Source organism: Pedobacter gandavensis, assembly GCF_014172405.1.
GTDB classification, from domain to species: Bacteria; Bacteroidota; Bacteroidia; order Sphingobacteriales; family Sphingobacteriaceae; genus Pedobacter; species Pedobacter gandavensis.
The window spans coordinates 278,205-294,452 of record NZ_WNXC01000003.1; the positions used below are offsets into that span (position 1 = coordinate 278,205).

General features: G+C 40.6%; 14 protein-coding genes. 6 read left to right on the forward strand and 8 right to left on the reverse strand.

What is annotated here, in order from left to right:
* The first annotated feature begins 132 nt into the window (after positions 1-132).
* The 6 genes from carA (at position 133) to GM920_RS11405 (ending at position 6,232) form a co-directional block, all read left to right on the forward strand.
* Positions 133-1,245: a glutamine-hydrolyzing carbamoyl-phosphate synthase small subunit gene (gene carA, locus GM920_RS11380; RefSeq protein ID WP_182957178.1), complete on the forward strand. Its 1,113-nt coding sequence runs from the start codon at positions 133-135 to the stop codon at positions 1,243-1,245.
* 98 nt (positions 1,246-1,343) lie between these two features.
* Complete coding sequence (locus GM920_RS11385) at positions 1,344-2,114, forward strand: ABC transporter ATP-binding protein (protein WP_182957180.1); 771 nt, start codon at positions 1,344-1,346, stop codon at positions 2,112-2,114.
* A 9-nt stretch (positions 2,115-2,123) separates the two neighbouring features.
* Positions 2,124-3,215: an ABC transporter permease gene (locus tag GM920_RS11390; protein ID WP_182957183.1), complete on the forward strand. Its 1,092-nt coding sequence runs from the start codon at positions 2,124-2,126 to the stop codon at positions 3,213-3,215.
* A gap of 322 nt (positions 3,216-3,537) precedes the next feature.
* Positions 3,538-4,221 (forward strand): aquaporin Z, encoded by a 684-nt coding sequence (gene aqpZ, locus GM920_RS11395; RefSeq protein ID WP_182957186.1) that lies wholly within the window; start codon positions 3,538-3,540, stop codon positions 4,219-4,221.
* A 162-nt stretch (positions 4,222-4,383) separates the two neighbouring features.
* On the forward strand, positions 4,384-5,679 hold the full coding sequence (eno, locus tag GM920_RS11400) for a phosphopyruvate hydratase (protein ID WP_062550375.1): 1,296 nt from the start codon (positions 4,384-4,386) through the stop codon (positions 5,677-5,679).
* Between the two features lie 253 nt (positions 5,680-5,932).
* Positions 5,933-6,232 carry an FtsB family cell division protein gene (locus tag GM920_RS11405; RefSeq protein WP_182957188.1) on the forward strand — a complete coding sequence of 100 codons (300 nt, stop codon included), beginning with the start codon at positions 5,933-5,935 and terminating at the stop codon, positions 6,230-6,232.
* On the opposite strand, the gene GM920_RS11410 is transcribed toward GM920_RS11405, so the two are convergent.
* The 8 genes from GM920_RS11410 to GM920_RS11445 form a co-directional block, all read right to left on the reverse strand.
* Positions 6,229-6,840, reverse strand: a complete 612-nt coding sequence (locus tag GM920_RS11410; RefSeq protein WP_182957191.1) for a trimeric intracellular cation channel family protein — start codon at positions 6,838-6,840, stop codon at positions 6,229-6,231. The two genes, GM920_RS11405 and GM920_RS11410, sit on opposite strands and share 4 nt — an antisense overlap.
* Before the next feature lie 11 nt (positions 6,841-6,851).
* Complete coding sequence (locus tag GM920_RS11415) at positions 6,852-8,906, reverse strand: hypothetical protein (RefSeq protein ID WP_235964503.1); 2,055 nt, start codon at positions 8,904-8,906, stop codon at positions 6,852-6,854.
* Positions 8,907-9,223: 317 nt separating this feature from the next.
* Positions 9,224-9,967 carry a 3-oxoacyl-[acyl-carrier-protein] reductase gene (fabG, locus tag GM920_RS11420; protein ID WP_182957196.1) on the reverse strand — a complete coding sequence of 248 codons (744 nt, stop codon included), beginning with the start codon at positions 9,965-9,967 and terminating at the stop codon, positions 9,224-9,226.
* A gap of 33 nt (positions 9,968-10,000) precedes the next feature.
* The gene (locus GM920_RS11425) at positions 10,001-11,053 is read right to left on the reverse strand and encodes an agmatine deiminase family protein (RefSeq protein WP_182957199.1); all 1,053 of its coding nucleotides are present in this window, start codon (positions 11,051-11,053) and stop codon (positions 10,001-10,003) included.
* A complete protein-coding gene (locus GM920_RS11430; RefSeq protein WP_182957202.1) occupies positions 11,037-11,912 on the reverse strand; it encodes a carbon-nitrogen hydrolase in 876 nt (291 codons plus the stop codon). The genes GM920_RS11425 and GM920_RS11430 overlap by 17 nt, the downstream gene beginning before the upstream one ends.
* Before the next feature lie 81 nt (positions 11,913-11,993).
* Complete coding sequence (locus GM920_RS11435; protein WP_182957204.1) at positions 11,994-12,197, reverse strand: cysteine-rich CWC family protein; 204 nt, start codon at positions 12,195-12,197, stop codon at positions 11,994-11,996.
* Between the two features lie 526 nt (positions 12,198-12,723).
* Positions 12,724-15,102: a ribonucleoside-diphosphate reductase subunit alpha gene (locus GM920_RS11440; protein ID WP_182957206.1), complete on the reverse strand. Its 2,379-nt coding sequence runs from the start codon at positions 15,100-15,102 to the stop codon at positions 12,724-12,726.
* Positions 15,103-15,210: 108 nt separating this feature from the next.
* A complete protein-coding gene (locus GM920_RS11445; RefSeq protein WP_182957209.1) occupies positions 15,211-16,185 on the reverse strand; it encodes a ribonucleoside-diphosphate reductase small subunit in 975 nt (324 codons plus the stop codon).
* Positions 16,186-16,248: the final 63 nt, after the last annotated feature.

Consider the following 16,248-nt stretch of genomic DNA (forward strand, 5'->3'; position numbering starts at 1 on the left):
ATGTATCTTTGTATCCCGAAATGAAGGGGTTACTTAACAGCACATTTGTTAACTACAGAAGTGATATCAATATCACGCATGATCCATCGTTTTTCTCTTTTTTCACCATAATTTCTCATTTTTATACACACAATGACTAACTACACCAAGTTACCTGCAATCTTGTTATTGGCTGATGGCACCGTTTACTACGGAAAAGCTGCGGGAAAAATCGGCACAACAACCGGAGAAATCTGTTTCAATACAGGAATGACTGGATATCAGGAAATTTTCACTGACCCTTCTTACTTCGGACAGATCATGGTTACCACCAATGCACATATTGGGAATTATGGAATCCACAAAGAAGAAATTGAGTCTGACAGCATCAAAATCGCTGGTTTAGTTTGTAAAAACTACAGCGTCGGATATAGCCGTAAAGAAGCATCAGAGTCAATTCAGGACTATTTTCAAGATGAAAACATTGTAGGAATTTCGGATATTGACACCCGTTCATTAGTACGTCACATCAGAAATAAAGGTGCAATGAATGGTATCATCTCTTCAGAGATCACTGATCTTGAAGAATTGAAAGCTAAATTAGCAGCAGTTCCATCTATGGACGGTTTAGAATTGTCTTCTCAGGTATCTACTAAAGAAGCTTACTTCTACGGAAACCCGGATGCAACTTATAAAGTTGCAGCTTTAGACCTTGGAATTAAAAAGAACATCCTTCGCAATTTCGAAGCAAGAGATATGTATGTTCAGGTATTCCCAGCTAAAACCACCTTCGAAGAAATGAACAAATGGAATGCTGACGGATACTTTATCTCTAATGGTCCTGGTGATCCATCGGCAATGCCTTACGCTATTGAAACTGTAAAACAAATTCTAGCTGCCGACAAACCATTGTTCGGAATCTGCTTAGGTCACCAGTTATTGGCGGAAGCCAATGGTATTGGTACCATGAAAATGTTTAATGGACACCGAGGATTAAACCACCCGGTTAAAAATATCATCAAAAACCACTGTGAAGTAACTTCTCAGAACCATGGCTTCGGTGTGATTGCCGAAGAAGTAAAAAAATCTGATAAAGTAGAGATTACTCACCTTAACCTGAATGACCAGAGTATCGAAGGTATCCGTGTGAAAGGTAAAAAAGCATTCTCTGTACAATACCACCCGGAGTCTTCTCCAGGTCCACATGACTCACGTTACTTATTTGATGATTTCATCGATATGATCAAAAACGATTTGGCTTGGTAATCAAGACCATTTATCTATAAAACATCATTTTACCGTTATATTCGAAGGTTTAGCAGCAATAGGTTTTCTATTCTTCTAAACCTTCTTACATTTATAGTATGGACAACACCAATGCCATCATTAGTGTAAAGAACCTCGTAAAAAAATACGACGACTTTACCGCAGTACAAGGCATCAGCTTTGATGTGTATGAAAACGAAATCTTCGGACTCTTAGGTCCGAATGGAGCCGGAAAAACCACCACTTTAGAAATCATAGAAACCCTTCGCGAGAAAACCTCAGGAGAAATCCTGGTAGATGGTTATGATGTCGATAAAGATGCCAATAAGATCAAAAGAATCATTGGTGTACAACTTCAGGCCGCAGGATACTATCCGAATTTAAACCTGGTAGAGTTAATGGAATTGTTCTCCGGACTTTATGGCGTAGACATCAATCCGATGGAAATGCTGGAAAAAGTAAACCTGCAAGATAAGGCGAAAGCCAAATATAAAGCACTTTCCGGCGGACAAAAACAGCGTTTTTCCATTGCAACCACACTGATCAATGCCCCAAAAATCATCTTTCTGGATGAGCCAACTACAGGTTTGGATCCTCAGGCCAGACGTAACCTTTGGGACCTGATCATTGAAATCAGAAAAAACGGGACTACCGTAGTGATTACCACCCATTATATGGATGAAGCGGAGCAGCTTTGCGACCGTGTTGCCTTCGTAGAACGCGGAGAAATCATTGCACTGGACACGCCAGACAATCTGATAGACCAGCTGATCAGCACTGGCTTTGAAAGAAAAAAAGAAGTTAAAAAAGCCAATCTGGAAGATGTTTTCATCCAACTGACCGGCAAAGAATGGCGCGAGGATAATTAATAGAAACAAATGAACAAACCTTACAATCATACGAAAGCGACCATGGCACTTGCGAAAGCAAGTTTTCGATCCATCATGCGTAGCCCATCGGCCGTAGTATTTACACTGGCCTTCCCATTGGTATTTATCCTGGTATTTGGATTTCTAGGCAAAGGGGGATTAAAAGTGGACCTGGCTATTGCGCCTGGCTCTGACCTTCACAATCCAATCATCATGGCACTGGAAGAAAACCCAGTGGTACATTTGGTGAGGGACAAAGATGCAGCAGAAATAAAAACAGGACTGGAGAAAGGAAATATTGACGGGCTCATCAATGTTCAAAAGAATACAACGGAAAAACCGGCTTACAAGGCCAATGTAGCATATACCTCCGCTTCTATGGATAAAGGCAATGTCTTGAAATCGGTTATCCATAACCTGATGTACAGCTTAAATTCTAAAGATGTGATGCCTACCGTGGCTGAGCTGAATGAAAGTACTGTTCAAGGCCGGATTTACCGCACCATCGACTTTATCTTACCCGGACAGCTTGGGTTTTCCTTGCTAAGTACCGGCGTATTCGGAACCGCATTTGTCTTTTTTAATTTACGTCAAACCCTGGTGATTAAACGTTTCTTTGCTACACCAGTGAGGAAATCCAGCATTGTCTTCGGAGAAGGAATCGCAAGAATCGGCTTTGCCTTATTAGGTGCTGTCTTTATTATCCTGATTGGTCATTTCTTCTTCCATTTTACCTTGGTCCATGGTGCAGTTACCGTAATCAATATGTTATTACTGGCCATCATCGGACTGATCGTGTTTATGGGTTTTGGATTCGTCGTTTCTGGTATTGCTAAAAGCGAGAGTACCATTCCTCCTATCTCCAACATCATCACCTTACCACAATTTTTATTGTCTGGCACATTTTTCTCTATCGATGCTTTCCCTTCCTGGTTACAGCCAATTAGCCGAGCATTGCCACTTACGTATCTAAATGATGCGATGAGGAAAGTTGCTTTTGAAGGTGCAGGATTATGGGATGTAAAACACCAAATCCTAATTATGGTGATCTGGGGCATCTGTATTTATGCAGTAGCCGTGAAAGTATTTAAATGGGAATAACCTATTTTCCAATCAGCTTAAGATAGAATATTTAAAGCGTTCTTCCGAAAGGGGGAACGCTTTTTTATTAAAACCAACCTTTCGATGCGAAAATCTCAACGAATATCGGAGTCCTAATAGCTAGGACTCCGAGGTAAAACATTCCAAAATGCTCCGGTAAAAAAACGGTAACCAGCTAAAAAAACCGCCTTGTTTCCACAAAAAAACAAGTACCACAGTAGACTGACATTCAAGTAAATAGACCCAAATACCCACATTAGGAATATTAAAAATATCTTGGTAAATTTCAGTATACAACATCTAAAATCTAAACCTCTAGAAAATGAAAAAACTTGCTGCAGAATTTATTGGAACCTTTTGGTTGGTTCTTGGCGGTTGCGGAAGCGCCGTATTGGCCTGTAATTTCCCAGGTGCGGGAATCGGCTTTCTGGGCGTTGCCCTTGCCTTTGGTCTAACGGTAGTCACGATGGCCTATGCTGTTGGACACATCTCTGGCGCCCACTTTAACCCGGCGGTATCTGTCGGACTTTGGATGGGCGGCCGTCTTGATGGCAAAGACCTTATCCCCTATATCATTTCCCAGGTTTTAGGTGGGATTTTAGCGGCGGCTGTACTCTATGTCATCGCTACAGGCAATGGCAGTGCCATAGGCAGTTTTGCCAGTAATGGCTATGGTGACCACTCTCCCGGCAAGTACAGCATGACCGCAGCATTGGTTTGCGAAGTTGTGATGACCTTCATCTTTTTACTTGTTATTCTGGGTGCTACAGACGAAAGAGCCCCTAAAGGCTTTGCAGGTTTAGCCATTGGATTGAGCTTAACACTGATCCACCTGATCAGCATCCCGGTGACCAATACTTCCGTAAATCCAGCAAGAAGCACCAGTCAGGCCTTATTTGCAGGCGGAGAAGCCATGGGTCAATTGTGGTTGTTCTGGGTAGCCCCAATTGCAGGTGCGATACTCGCCGGATTGGTCTACAAAGCAGTTTTCGCGAGTAAATCATAGCAAGCCCCTTCTTTAAGTCGCTATAAACTAATTATATAACATTTAAAAAGTCGTAATTAAATTAATTACGACTTTTTTGTGTTTAATTTTTAACTTTGGATATCGCCATAGTAATTGTAAGATTTACACTAAGGCTGACTAACAAAATAAAATCCAATAAAAATGAGTTTAATAATTGATGTTCATGCCCGACAAATCCTCGATTCAAGAGGAAACCCTACTATTGAAGTAGATGTAATGACCGAAAATGGTGTTCTTGGTCGTGCTGCAGTGCCTTCTGGTGCTTCAACAGGTATGCATGAAGCGGTAGAGCTTCGTGATAACGACAAGTCTGTGTACTTAGGTAAAGGTGTTTTGAAGGCCGTTGCCAATGTAAATGATAAAATTGCTGATGAATTAAGAGGTGTTGATGTATTTGAACAAAATGCAATTGACAACTTAATGATCAAACTTGACGGAACAGATAACAAAGCAAACTTAGGCGCAAATGCGATTTTAGGTGTTTCTTTAGCAGTTGCTAAAGCTGCAGCTCAAGAGAGCCGTCAGCCTTTATACCGTTATATCGGTGGTGTTAATGCGAACATCTTACCTATCCCGATGATGAACATCGTGAATGGTGGTTCTCACTCTGATGCACCTATCGCTTTCCAGGAATTTATGATCATGCCAGTAGGCGCATCTTCTTTCTCTGAAGCATTGAGATGGGGAACAGAAGTTTTCCATAACTTAAAAGCAATCTTACATAGCCGTGGTCTTTCTACTGCTGTAGGTGATGAAGGTGGTTTTGCACCAACATTCGACAGCACAGAAGATGCAGTTGAAACGATCATCCAGGCGATTGAAAAAGCTGGTTACAAAGCAGGAGAGCAAATTTTCTTAGCATTTGACTGTGCAGCGTCTGAGTTCTTTGTGAACGGTAAATATGACTATACTAAATTTGAAGGTGAAAAAGGTGCGATCCGTACAAGTGCTGAGCAAGCAGAATACCTTGCACAGTTAACGGAAAAATACCCGATTATCTCTATTGAAGATGGTATGGATGAAAATGACTGGGATGGATGGAAAATGTTAACAGACAGAGTTGGCGATAAAGTTCAATTGGTTGGTGACGATTTATTCGTAACTAATGTAACTCGTTTACAAGACGGTATCGACAAGAAAACTGCAAACTCTATCTTAGTAAAAGTTAACCAAATCGGTACTTTGACGGAAACGATCAATGCGGTTAGCTTGGCACAAACCAATGGCTATACTTCTGTAATGAGCCATAGAAGTGGAGAAACTGAAGATACTACGATTGCTGATTTAGCGGTAGCGCTAAACTGTGGTCAGATCAAAACAGGTTCTGCTTCACGTTCAGACAGGATTGCAAAATATAACCAATTGTTACGTATTGAAGAAGAATTAGGTTCTGCAGCACGTTTCATTGGTAAAGACTTCAAATATTTCAAAAAATAATTGATGCTTTGCTTCACAAAATAAAGTCTTTTCGTCCTCAAATCTTTTGAAGAGAAGATTTACAGGTACTCAAATGACGTTTATTTTTGCGCATATAAAAAACATCCGGAGCTTAAAACTTCGGATGTTTTTTGGTTTAAAGCAGACCTGTGTTGGTTTGCAATCCCTTGGTTTTTAAGTGTAAGTATTTCTCTTTGAACATATGTTCAAATTTTCATAGGTTTATACTTTTATATGTTTATATATTTGTAACATGGAACGTTTGCTGGAACTTATACGTAATAAATACTTTCTGTCTGTCGCAGCTTTCATTGTATGGATGCTGTTTTTCGATAGAAATGACATGGTATCTCAATATGAATTTCGCTCTGAGGTGAACAAGCTTCAGGAGGAAAAGGATTTCTATGAAAAAGAAACAGCGAAGGTAAAGAAAGACCTGAATGAGCTGAGTACCAATCTAAACATGGCGGAGAAATTCGCACGCGAGAAATACTTCATGAAAAAAGACAATGAGGATGTTTTTGTGATAGTAAAGGAAGCACCTAAAAATTAATAACCAAACTTAGGTAGGGTCAGTCTATATTTGACCACCACAATTCTCAATACAAAGATAAAGGCGATTACTGCAATGTTAGCCATATCATCTCCCAGCTTATAATGTTTAAGTCCAAAATAAAGGGAGCCGCCAAGAATACAGGCAGTGGCATAGATCTCCTTCCGGAAGATCAATGGGATCGTGTTTAAGAGCGTATCTCTGATCACCCCACCAAAGCAACCGGTAATAGTCCCTAGTGCAATACAGATGCCCGGACTAAGTCCGAAATTAATTCCTTTCTGGATCCCCAACATGGTGAACAAGCCCAATCCGAGGGAGTCAAACAAGAACAGTGTGATTTTAAACTTTTTGATGTGTGTTTTAAAGAAAATGGTCGCGACTGAAGTCGCGAGGATCAGCAGGCAGTAGTTCACATCGCGCATCCAGGCCACTGGCGTATCCCCCAGCAACATATCCCTTACCGTACCACCGCCAATGGAAGTCACAAATGCTATGATCAGCACGCCAAAAGGATCCAGCCTTCTTTGCATGGCGGCAAAAGAGCCTGAGATTGCAAAGGCAACCGTACCCAATACCTCAATGGTTTCCATTGTACCAATCTGCATGTGTTTGAGAATTAAATTTCGCCGTTTCTCTTTCTGAAAAACCACTCCAAGCTAAGCAATAAGATGATCATCGCAAACAACCATTTAAAATTTATCAGCGCTTCATATTTCAGGTCTTCATAACTTAGCGTTTTGACATTTTCATTCTTTTCAATATCCTCTTGAATTTTCAACAAGTTGGCAGGCATATATAGCTTACCATTAGTCTGTAAAGCCATATTATGGAGCAATTGATGGTTCGCAATGGTTTGCTGATACTCTGCAATCATCGCATTCACGTAGAATGCGCCTTGTGCCTGATACTTTTTATCACCAAGTGTGGTATTTGCTGTAAATGTATAATTCCCAGCAGGCAACATTCCGGCATCTAGTTGATAAGTAGTACCTGTTCTTGAGAAAAGAAAATTGTACAATTTTCCAGCTTCATTTTTGAGTTGCAAACTCACATCCGGAGTGTTTACAGCTACATAGCTATCATTATACAACACTGCATTGATCAATACATTTTCATTTTCCTCGAAAGTGTTCTTGGAAGGCGCAGCCTTAAACTTACGCTTATCATCCTTTACGGCGAGATATTGCACTGTTTTAGCAATCAGGTCATGCAATACTGGATTGCTCAGGCCATCTTTTGCTTCCGACAATTTCCAGCGCCATAACCCCTCTCCAATCAGATAACCAGATTTCCGACCATTGTCATTCACAAAAAACAATTGTGCGGCATCCGTCTTAACCTTTCCGATCCGCTGCTTCAGTGCGACAAAACCCGGTCCATTAACCACTACCTTTCCAAAAGGAGCCAGGAGCGGATCAAAATCATTGATAATTTTTGCTGCTGCAGGATCGATATCAAAAGCGGTAAAATCGGTATTCACTGTCGGAAAAGCTTCTTGAATATTGCTGCTTGCGCCATTTATACTGACCATTTTTTGCAGGGCATTGAACCGGTTCACATCCGTTTGAGCGCCAACAATATACCAAACCGGAACATTTACCTGCCCCAGTTTCCCCATAAAGGCTGCACCGGTCCGCTGTAAGTCCGGCAATTGATATAAAATAAGCAAGCCATAATCATTCAGGTTCAGGGCATTTAACTCTTCCCCTAAAACCACCTTTAAATCATAATTTTTATTGGCACTCAGGGCTTGTTTGATCACCGAAATGTCCGGGTGTGGCCCTCCGGCAGCAATTAACACTTGCTGACGGGCATCAATCACCTCTATAAAAACCTCCTGTGTATTGTTTTTTTCCGACACCTCATTGGCCATAGGAACTAATTGTACGGTATATTTTTGCAGACCGATCTTGTTCGCCTTTAATTTCACAGGAATTGTAGCCGAAAAAGCATGGCTGTTGACCGGAATTAAATGTTCAGCCATGACCTTCCCATTTTCAAATACCTTCAATTTAGCCTGCTCCCCTTTACTTTCAAAAGCTTCTACCTGCACTTCAATTGTAAAATCATTATTCAGGTATACGAGATTATTATGGTTTACATTGACCACCCTCAGGTCGCGCTTGGGAATGGTATCCCCTAATGCAATGGTATATACTGGCGCCTTTAATTTGTTTAAATCATACAAGGGACTTCCACCACGGTTAAAGATGCCATCTGAGGCCATAATAACCGCACCGATATTCCTATTCAGGTATTCGTCATTTAAGCGATTAAACAGCGCCGTAGCATTACTCAGCTTGCCCTGATTGCTAAAATCAAAGCCTTTGTTTACACTATCACTAAAATGATAAACTTTTAAATCATATTTATCAGAAAGCTGAGCGCTTAATTGCTGTAGATCCGCTTCATATTTTTTCTGGTCAAAACCCGCCGGATGTACATGCCCAATAGACAAAGAATTGTCCTGCGCAATAATGATCACTGGCTTCTCCAGCTGATAGCTTAAATTTTTCACCAGCGGAAAGCAAAGTAAACCAGCAATCACCGCCACTACTAAGGCCCTCAATGAGGCTAAAAACCATCGAAGTTTAGGCGTTAAATGTGAGGTTTTACGATAAGCAACATAGGCAAAAAGTAGCCCTAATAGCAGACAACCAATCAAAGTCATTATCGTATAAAAATTAAAAGAGTTGTCCATATGTACATGGCTAAGATGCTAAATTTTAAAAAATAAAATCAAATTATTTCGATAAAACCCGCGAGAACCCATATTGCGCATCGACATATTCGGTAAGCAGCAATAAAATCAGCCCCTTGTCCTTTTTTACGCATAAAAAAGGAGTACCTGTGTGAAGACCTAGGAAATTTGCCCCTTCAGGCAAAGATTCCAGTCTGAACACCGATACTCCTTTTTAAAAGTATTTATTTTAAAGCGGTTCTAAAAGTTTCAATATACTTCAAAAACGCTTCTTTACTTTTAGAATGTTACAACATACCTCCGCAAACTGACAATACCTGTCCAGTCACATAAGCACTCATATCAGAAGCTAAAAACACACAAACATTTGCCACATCTTCCGGCTCTCCTGCCCTTTTCAAAGGAATTCCTTCTTCCCATCCTTTAACCACTTTCGGATCTAACACATCTGTCATTTCAGTACGGATAAAACCTGGTGCTACCACATTCGTACGAATGTTACGAGAACCCAATTCTTTCGCTAAAGACTTAGAAAAACCAATGATACCTGCTTTAGACGCAGCATAATTCGCTTGTCCGGCGTTTCCTTGAACACCTACAACTGAACTCATATTGATGATAGAACCTTTACGGGCTTTCATCATTACTTTAGAAGCAGCTTTAGAAATGTTAAACACGGATTTAAGGTTCACATTGATTACATCATCCCAGTTTTCTTCGCTCATACGCATTAGCAAACCGTCTTTAGTAATCCCTGCATTGTTCACTACGATATCCAGTGTACCGAAATCAGCAACGATGTCATTGATCAATTGATCTGCCTGATCGAATTTCGAAGCATCTGAGCGGTAACCTTTAACTTTGGTACCAAAGCTTTGCAGCTCTTGCTCTAATGCCTCTCCTTTTTCAACAGAAGACAGGTAAGTAAAAGCAACGTTAGCACCTTGCTCCGCAAATTTCTCTGCAATCTTACGGCCGATTCCTTTTGAAGCACCGGTGATCAATGCTGTTTTTCCTTCTAATAATTTCATTATAAATATGTTTGGTTAATATTTTGTACTTAATTAAATCGCTGGTTCCTGCTGACTCAAGCAATGGAAGCTACCCAATCCCCAGATGATATCTGTAGAATCGATACCTACCACTTTTCTATCCGGGAATACCTCTTGAATAATTTTCAATGCTTTCTCATCATTCACATCTCTGAAAGTCGGAACGATCACTGCGGCATTGGCAATATAAAAGTTAGCATAAGAAGCCGGCAAGCGCGTATCCTCATGAATCACTGGCGAAGGCATCGGTAATTTCACAATGTTCAACGGTCTGCCGTCTAACAATCGCATCTCTTTTAATGCTTCCAGGTTTTCCTGTAAAAGGATATAATTTTCATCCAATGGATTACTTTCTACCACTGTAAGCACGGTATCTTCATTTACAAAGCGGGTAATATCATCGATATGACCATCGGTATCATCACCAACAATACCATCGCCTAACCAAAGGATTTGTTCCGCACCATAGAACTCCATTAAATATTGTTCTATTTGTTCTTTCGTCAAATGCGGGTTTCTGTTCTCATTTAACAAGCAAGCAGTGGTCGTTAAAATTGTTCCTGCACCATTAAATTCTACCGATCCACCCTCCATTACTATTTCAGGAAGATAAAGTGGTAAGTCAAAATGCTTGGCAATCTTGGTTGGAATCACATCATCCAGGTCAAATGGCGGATATTTACCACCCCAGGCGTTATAGCCCCAATCCACTACCACTTTTTGATCTTTTGCTTCGTTCAATAAAAAAGCCGGGCCATGATCTCTGCACCAGGCATCGTTAGTTGGGTTCATAAAAAACTCCACCTGACTTAAGTCTGCGCCTACTTTTTCCAGTTCAGCAATGGCAAAAGCTTTAGTTTCTTCATCGTTGATGTTGATTCTTACCTTTTCGCCTGTGGCTACTATTTTGATAAACTCGCAATACGGACGGTAAATGGTTTCCAGTTTACCTGGCCAGGAGGCTTCCTTATGTGGCCAGCTCAACCAGGTTGCTTCGTGTTTTGCCCATTCTGCAGGAAAACTGAATCCTGCTTTTTTCGGGCTATTGTTAAATAGATTCGTCATCTATATATCTTTTGGTGATTTGTGAATAACTATCGATACGTCTGTCGCGTAAAAACGGCCAATGCGTCCTGTAGCTGTCAGATTTTGACAAGTCAAGTTCAACAACTTTCAGTTCTTCTTTACTATGGTCTGCCTGATACAACAAGGTTCCGAAAGGGTTGGATACGAATGATCCGCCCCAGAAAGCAACGCCTGCCTCTTCACCTACGCGGTTGATGCTCACTACAGGAACACCGTTTGCGATCGCATGAGAACGCTGAATCATTTGCCATGCATTGTATTGTTCTACATTGGTGGCTTCATCCTGTGTGGTTGCCCATCCGATTGCCGTTGGGTAAACCAGGAAGTCTGCACCCATTAACGCAGTTAAGCGGGCAGCTTCAGGATACCATTGATCCCAACAGATCAATACCCCAATTTTAGCAAATTTAGTTTTGAATACTTTATAGCCTAAATCACCAGGCGTAAAATAGAACTTCTCATAAAATCCTGGATCATCCGGGATGTGCATTTTGCGATATTTACCCAGGTAAGCACCATCTGCATCTAATACTGCAGTGGTATTGTGGTAAAGGCCTTCTGCTCTTTTCTCGAATAAAGAGGCAACGATGACTACATTTAACTCTGCAGCTACTTTCGAGAGCACATCTGTTGATGGGCCTGGAATAGCCTCTGCAAGCTTAAAGTTCTCATAATTCTCTTCATCGCAGAAATACAATGAAGTAAATAATTCCTGTAGACACACAACCTGTGCACCCATAGCGGCGATTTCCCTGATCTTAACGATCGCCTTATCTAAATTCTCTTGTTTATTACCGGTACAACTCATCTGCACCAATCCAACCTGTACTTTAGCCATTCTATGAAATTTTGTGATACAAAGTTAACAGAAAATAATTTCTGCTCTAATTGTTATTTGAAAGATATGTGGGCCATGAAATTAAGCAGATACGATCTCCTTATATTCCTGCTGAAGTTCGAATAAACATTTGGCGCAAAGACAGCTTTCAAACTGTTCGCTGATGTATTGTACTTCATTCAGGTTCAATTGCACCACGCTACACTGACATTTTGTGTAGGAGTTGGCCTTACACTCTATAGGTGTACCGCAACGCTCGCATGGAATTATTTCGTGTTTGGCCATTATTTGACAAAGATACGAGATCGTATATTAAGGTGTATAAACGTTAATAAATATGACAAATGACTTATTTACAAGCAAAAAGCATGTGGATAACCCTGTGTAGAACCTGTGGGAAACCCGTTAGTAACCTGTTAATAGACCGTGGAAAAGCTGTTTGTAACCCATAGCACTGCTGTGGGAAACCTGTGAGCAACTTTTTATCTTGGTGGATAAGTTGGCATCAGCTGTGGGAAACACGTGGATAACTAAGCATACAAACCTCCATGCCTACCCTCTTTTATGTGGATAACCCTGTGTAAAACCTGTTGGTAAGCTGTGGGTAACACGTTAGGAACCTGTGGGAAATCGATCAGAAAACGTGGACAACAGTGGATAATGGCGGTTCAAATGTGTAAAACAACGTCATAACCTGTGGACAAGCTGTGCAGAACCACAAATAAAAATGTGGATAACCCTACAAAAAAGGGCATTAAAAAAGGGGCAGGAATGAACCTTACCCCTTATGGTTTATGCGTTTAGATTGGAATTAACCAGAGCAACTAATGCAACCTTCTTCCATTGAACAAACCGGACCATCAGTAATTTCTTCTACAACCTGATCGATATGCTCAGGAATTACTGGCTCCATGTTTTTACCGGCTTGATTCTCTACTGTAAATTTAACCGCTTGAGAAGCAGCTTGTGTACGTAAGTAGTACATACCGGTTTTCAATCCTTTTTTCCATGCATAGAAGTGCATTGAAGTAAGTTTCGAAGTATTTGGTGCATTGATAAACAAGTTTAGGGATTGCGATTGACAGATGTAAGCACCTCTATCGGCAGCCATATCAATGATGCTACGCATTTTGATCTCCCAAACTGTTTTGTACAATTCTTTGATATAATCAGGAATCTCAGCGATGTCCTGAATCGAACCATTCGCTAGAATAATTCTGTCTTTCATTGCTGGAGTCCATAGTCCTAAAGCAACAAGGTCTTTCAATAAGTGTTTGTTTACCACAACGAACTCACCACTCAATACCCTTCTGGTGTAGATGTTAGAAGTATAAGGCTCAAAGCACTCATTGTTTCCTAAGATCTGAGAAGTAGAGGCCGTAGGCATTGGAGCTACTAAAAGCGAGTTATATGCCCCATTTTTAACTACATTCTTACGTAGTGATTCCCAATCCCAACGGTTGCTGTCTGGTTTCACATTCCATAGGTCGAACTGGAACTTACCTTTAGACAAAGGAGAACCTTTGAAAGTCTCGTAAGGACCATTCACTACCGCAAGATCATGAGAAGCAGTCATGGCCGCGAAATAAATCGTTTCGAAGATTTCTTTATTCAATTGACGAGCACCCTCACTTTCGAAAGGTAAACGCATTAAGATAAAGGCATCTGCTAATCCCTGAACACCCAGTCCAATTGGTCTGTGACGCATATTAGAGTTCTGAGCTTCAATTACAGGGTAATAGTTATAATCGATGATCTTGTTCAGGTTTAAAGTTGCCTGATAAGTAACATCATATAATTTCTGGTGGTCAAACTCACCATTAATCACGTATCTAGGTAATGCTAAGGAAGCTAAGTTACATACGGCAACCTCATCTTTAGAAGTATACTCAATGATCTCTGTACACAGGTTAGAACTCTTAATCGTTCCCAGATTTTGCTGGTTAGATTTGCTGTTTGCAGCATCCTTATACAAAAGGTAAGGCGTACCTGTTTCGATTTGTGAATCCAGGATGGCGAACCATAGTTCCTGAGCTTTGATCGTTTTACGTGCTTTTCCTTCTCTTTCATAACGCTCATAAAGCGCATTAAATTCTTCGCCAAAGCAATCTGCTAAACCTGGTGCTTCATGTGGACAGAATAAACTCCATTCCCCATCTTCTTCCACACGTTTCATGAATAAATCACAAATCCATAGTGCATAGAACAAATCACGCGCACGCAACTCTTCTTTACCATGGTTTTTACGCAGGTCAAGGAAGCTGAATACATCTGCATGCCAAGGCTCTAAATAAATCGCAAAGGCACCTTTACGTTTACCTCCACCCTGATCTACATAACGTGCAGTATCATTGAATACTTTTAGCATTGGAACGATACCATTACTTGTACCGTTTGTACCACCGATATAAGAACCTGTAGCACGTATATTGTGAATGCTTAGTCCAATACCACCAGCACTTTGAGAAATTTTAGCCGTTTGTTTCAACGTATCATAAATTCCTTCAATACTATCATCCTGCATCGTTAATAAGAAACAAGAAGACATCTGAGGTTTTGGTGTAGCGGCATTAAACAAGGTTGGTGTAGCATGTGTAAACCAACGCTCACTCATTAGGTTATATGTTTTGATCACACTGTCGATATCCCCTTTATGAATACCAACAGAAACGCGCATGAACAAATGCTGAGGACGTTCCACGATCTGACCTTCGATTTTCAACAGGTATGATTTTTCCAGTGTTTTAAAACCGAAGTAATCGAAACCAAAATCTCTGTCATAGATAATGGTGCTATCCAGGATATCAGCGTGTTCTTGAATCACTTCCCACACATCATCTGCGATCAGGGAAGCGGATTTTCCAGTTTTAGCATCGATATACAAGTATAAACTTTCCATCGTTTTTGAGAACGACTTCGTCGTGTTTTTATGTAGGTTCGATACCGCAATACGAGAAGCTAGCAAAGCATAATCAGGATGTTTCGTAGTTAAAGATGCGGCGGTTTCTGCTGCAAGATTATCCAGTTCAGAGGTAGTTACCCCATCATATAAACCTTCAATTACCTTTTTGGCAACATCAATCGGATCTACCAGTTCGACATTAAAACCATAACATAACTTCTCAATCCGAGCCGTTATCTTATCAAATCTAACCGCTTCTTTACGGCCATCTCTTTTTATTACAAACATATTTTTCAGCTTTTTAAAGGTGCTGATCGGGAGGTGGTAAAGATCCCGGCAAAGGCACCGAATTTCAATTATTTATTTAGGTCACTTTCTGTAAAAAGCAGAAAGTATTTAAAAGTCGTCATCTAAAGAGAAAGCTGCTGCTTTATCTTCTGCTGAAGTCAGGACACCGCTCTTTTGGTAATCACCTACTCTTTTTTCAAAGAAATTGGTTTTTCCCTGTAGAGAGATCATCTCCATAAAATCGAATGGGTTAGTGGCATTATAGATTTTGGTATAACCCAATTCCTGCAACCATCTATCTGCAACGAATTCTATGTATTGAGACATCAGTTTGGCATTCATTCCGATCAGTGCTACCGGCAAAGCATCCGTTACGAATTCTTTCTCGATTTCTACTGCATCACGAATAATCCCATGTACCTGTTCTTCGCTTAATCTGTTTTTCAACATACCGTACAACAGACAGGCAAACTCACAATGCGATCCTTCATCCCTGGAAATCAACTCATTACTGAAAGTCAACCCTGGCATCAGGCCACGTTTCTTTAACCAGAAGATCGAACAGAAGCTACCACTGAAGAAGATACCTTCTACTGCTGCGAAAGCAACTAAACGCTCTGCAAAGCTACCATTTTCGATCCACCTTAACGCCCACTCTGCTTTTTTCTTCACACAAGGAACGGTATCAATGGCATGGAATAACCTGTCTTTTTCTTCAGGATCCTTGATATAAGTATCGATTAGAAGCGCATAGGTTTCGGAGTGAATGTTTTCCATCATGATCTGAAAACCATAGAAGCAACGTGCTTCCGGAAGTTGCACTTCACTCATGAAGTTTACAGCAAGGTTTTCATTAACAATACCATCACTGGCGGAGAAGAAGGCTAAAATATGAGAGATGAAATGTCTTTCGCCATCATTGAGGTTGTCCCAGTGTTTCTGGTCATCAGAAAGATCGATCTCTTCCGCAGTCCAGAAGCTGGCTTCACTCTTCTTATACATTTCCCAGATTTCAGGATATTTAATCGGCAAAAGAACAAAACGATCTTTGTTTTCTCTTAATAATACTTCTTCTTCTTGCATGAGCATCTTTTTAATAAGGATAAATGTATAGAATAATTTAAAAGCGTTCCTAGGCTCCAACCG

Excerpts from the sequence above, each read along its gene's own strand:
- carA (WP_182957178.1), top strand. The coding sequence starts at position 133 with ATGACTAACTACACCAAGTTACCTGCAATCTTGTTATTGGCTGATGGC.
- GM920_RS11385 (WP_182957180.1), top strand. The coding sequence starts at position 1,344 with ATGGACAACACCAATGCCATCATTAGTGTAAAGAACCTCGTAAAAAAA.
- GM920_RS11390 (WP_182957183.1), top strand. The coding sequence starts at position 2,124 with ATGAACAAACCTTACAATCATACGAAAGCGACCATGGCACTTGCGAAA.
- aqpZ (WP_182957186.1), top strand. The coding sequence starts at position 3,538 with ATGAAAAAACTTGCTGCAGAATTTATTGGAACCTTTTGGTTGGTTCTT.
- eno (WP_062550375.1), top strand. The coding sequence starts at position 4,384 with ATGAGTTTAATAATTGATGTTCATGCCCGACAAATCCTCGATTCAAGA.
- GM920_RS11405 (WP_182957188.1), top strand. The coding sequence starts at position 5,933 with ATGGAACGTTTGCTGGAACTTATACGTAATAAATACTTTCTGTCTGTC.
- GM920_RS11410 (WP_182957191.1), bottom strand. The coding sequence starts at position 6,840 with ATGCAGATTGGTACAATGGAAACCATTGAGGTATTGGGTACGGTTGCC.
- GM920_RS11415 (WP_235964503.1), bottom strand. The coding sequence starts at position 8,906 with ATGACTTTGATTGGTTGTCTGCTATTAGGGCTACTTTTTGCCTATGTT.
- fabG (WP_182957196.1), bottom strand. The coding sequence starts at position 9,967 with ATGAAATTATTAGAAGGAAAAACAGCATTGATCACCGGTGCTTCAAAA.
- GM920_RS11425 (WP_182957199.1), bottom strand. The coding sequence starts at position 11,053 with ATGACGAATCTATTTAACAATAGCCCGAAAAAAGCAGGATTCAGTTTT.
- GM920_RS11430 (WP_182957202.1), bottom strand. The coding sequence starts at position 11,912 with ATGGCTAAAGTACAGGTTGGATTGGTGCAGATGAGTTGTACCGGTAAT.
- GM920_RS11435 (WP_182957204.1), bottom strand. The coding sequence starts at position 12,197 with ATGGCCAAACACGAAATAATTCCATGCGAGCGTTGCGGTACACCTATA.
- GM920_RS11440 (WP_182957206.1), bottom strand. The coding sequence starts at position 15,102 with ATGTTTGTAATAAAAAGAGATGGCCGTAAAGAAGCGGTTAGATTTGAT.
- GM920_RS11445 (WP_182957209.1), bottom strand. The coding sequence starts at position 16,185 with ATGCAAGAAGAAGAAGTATTATTAAGAGAAAACAAAGATCGTTTTGTT.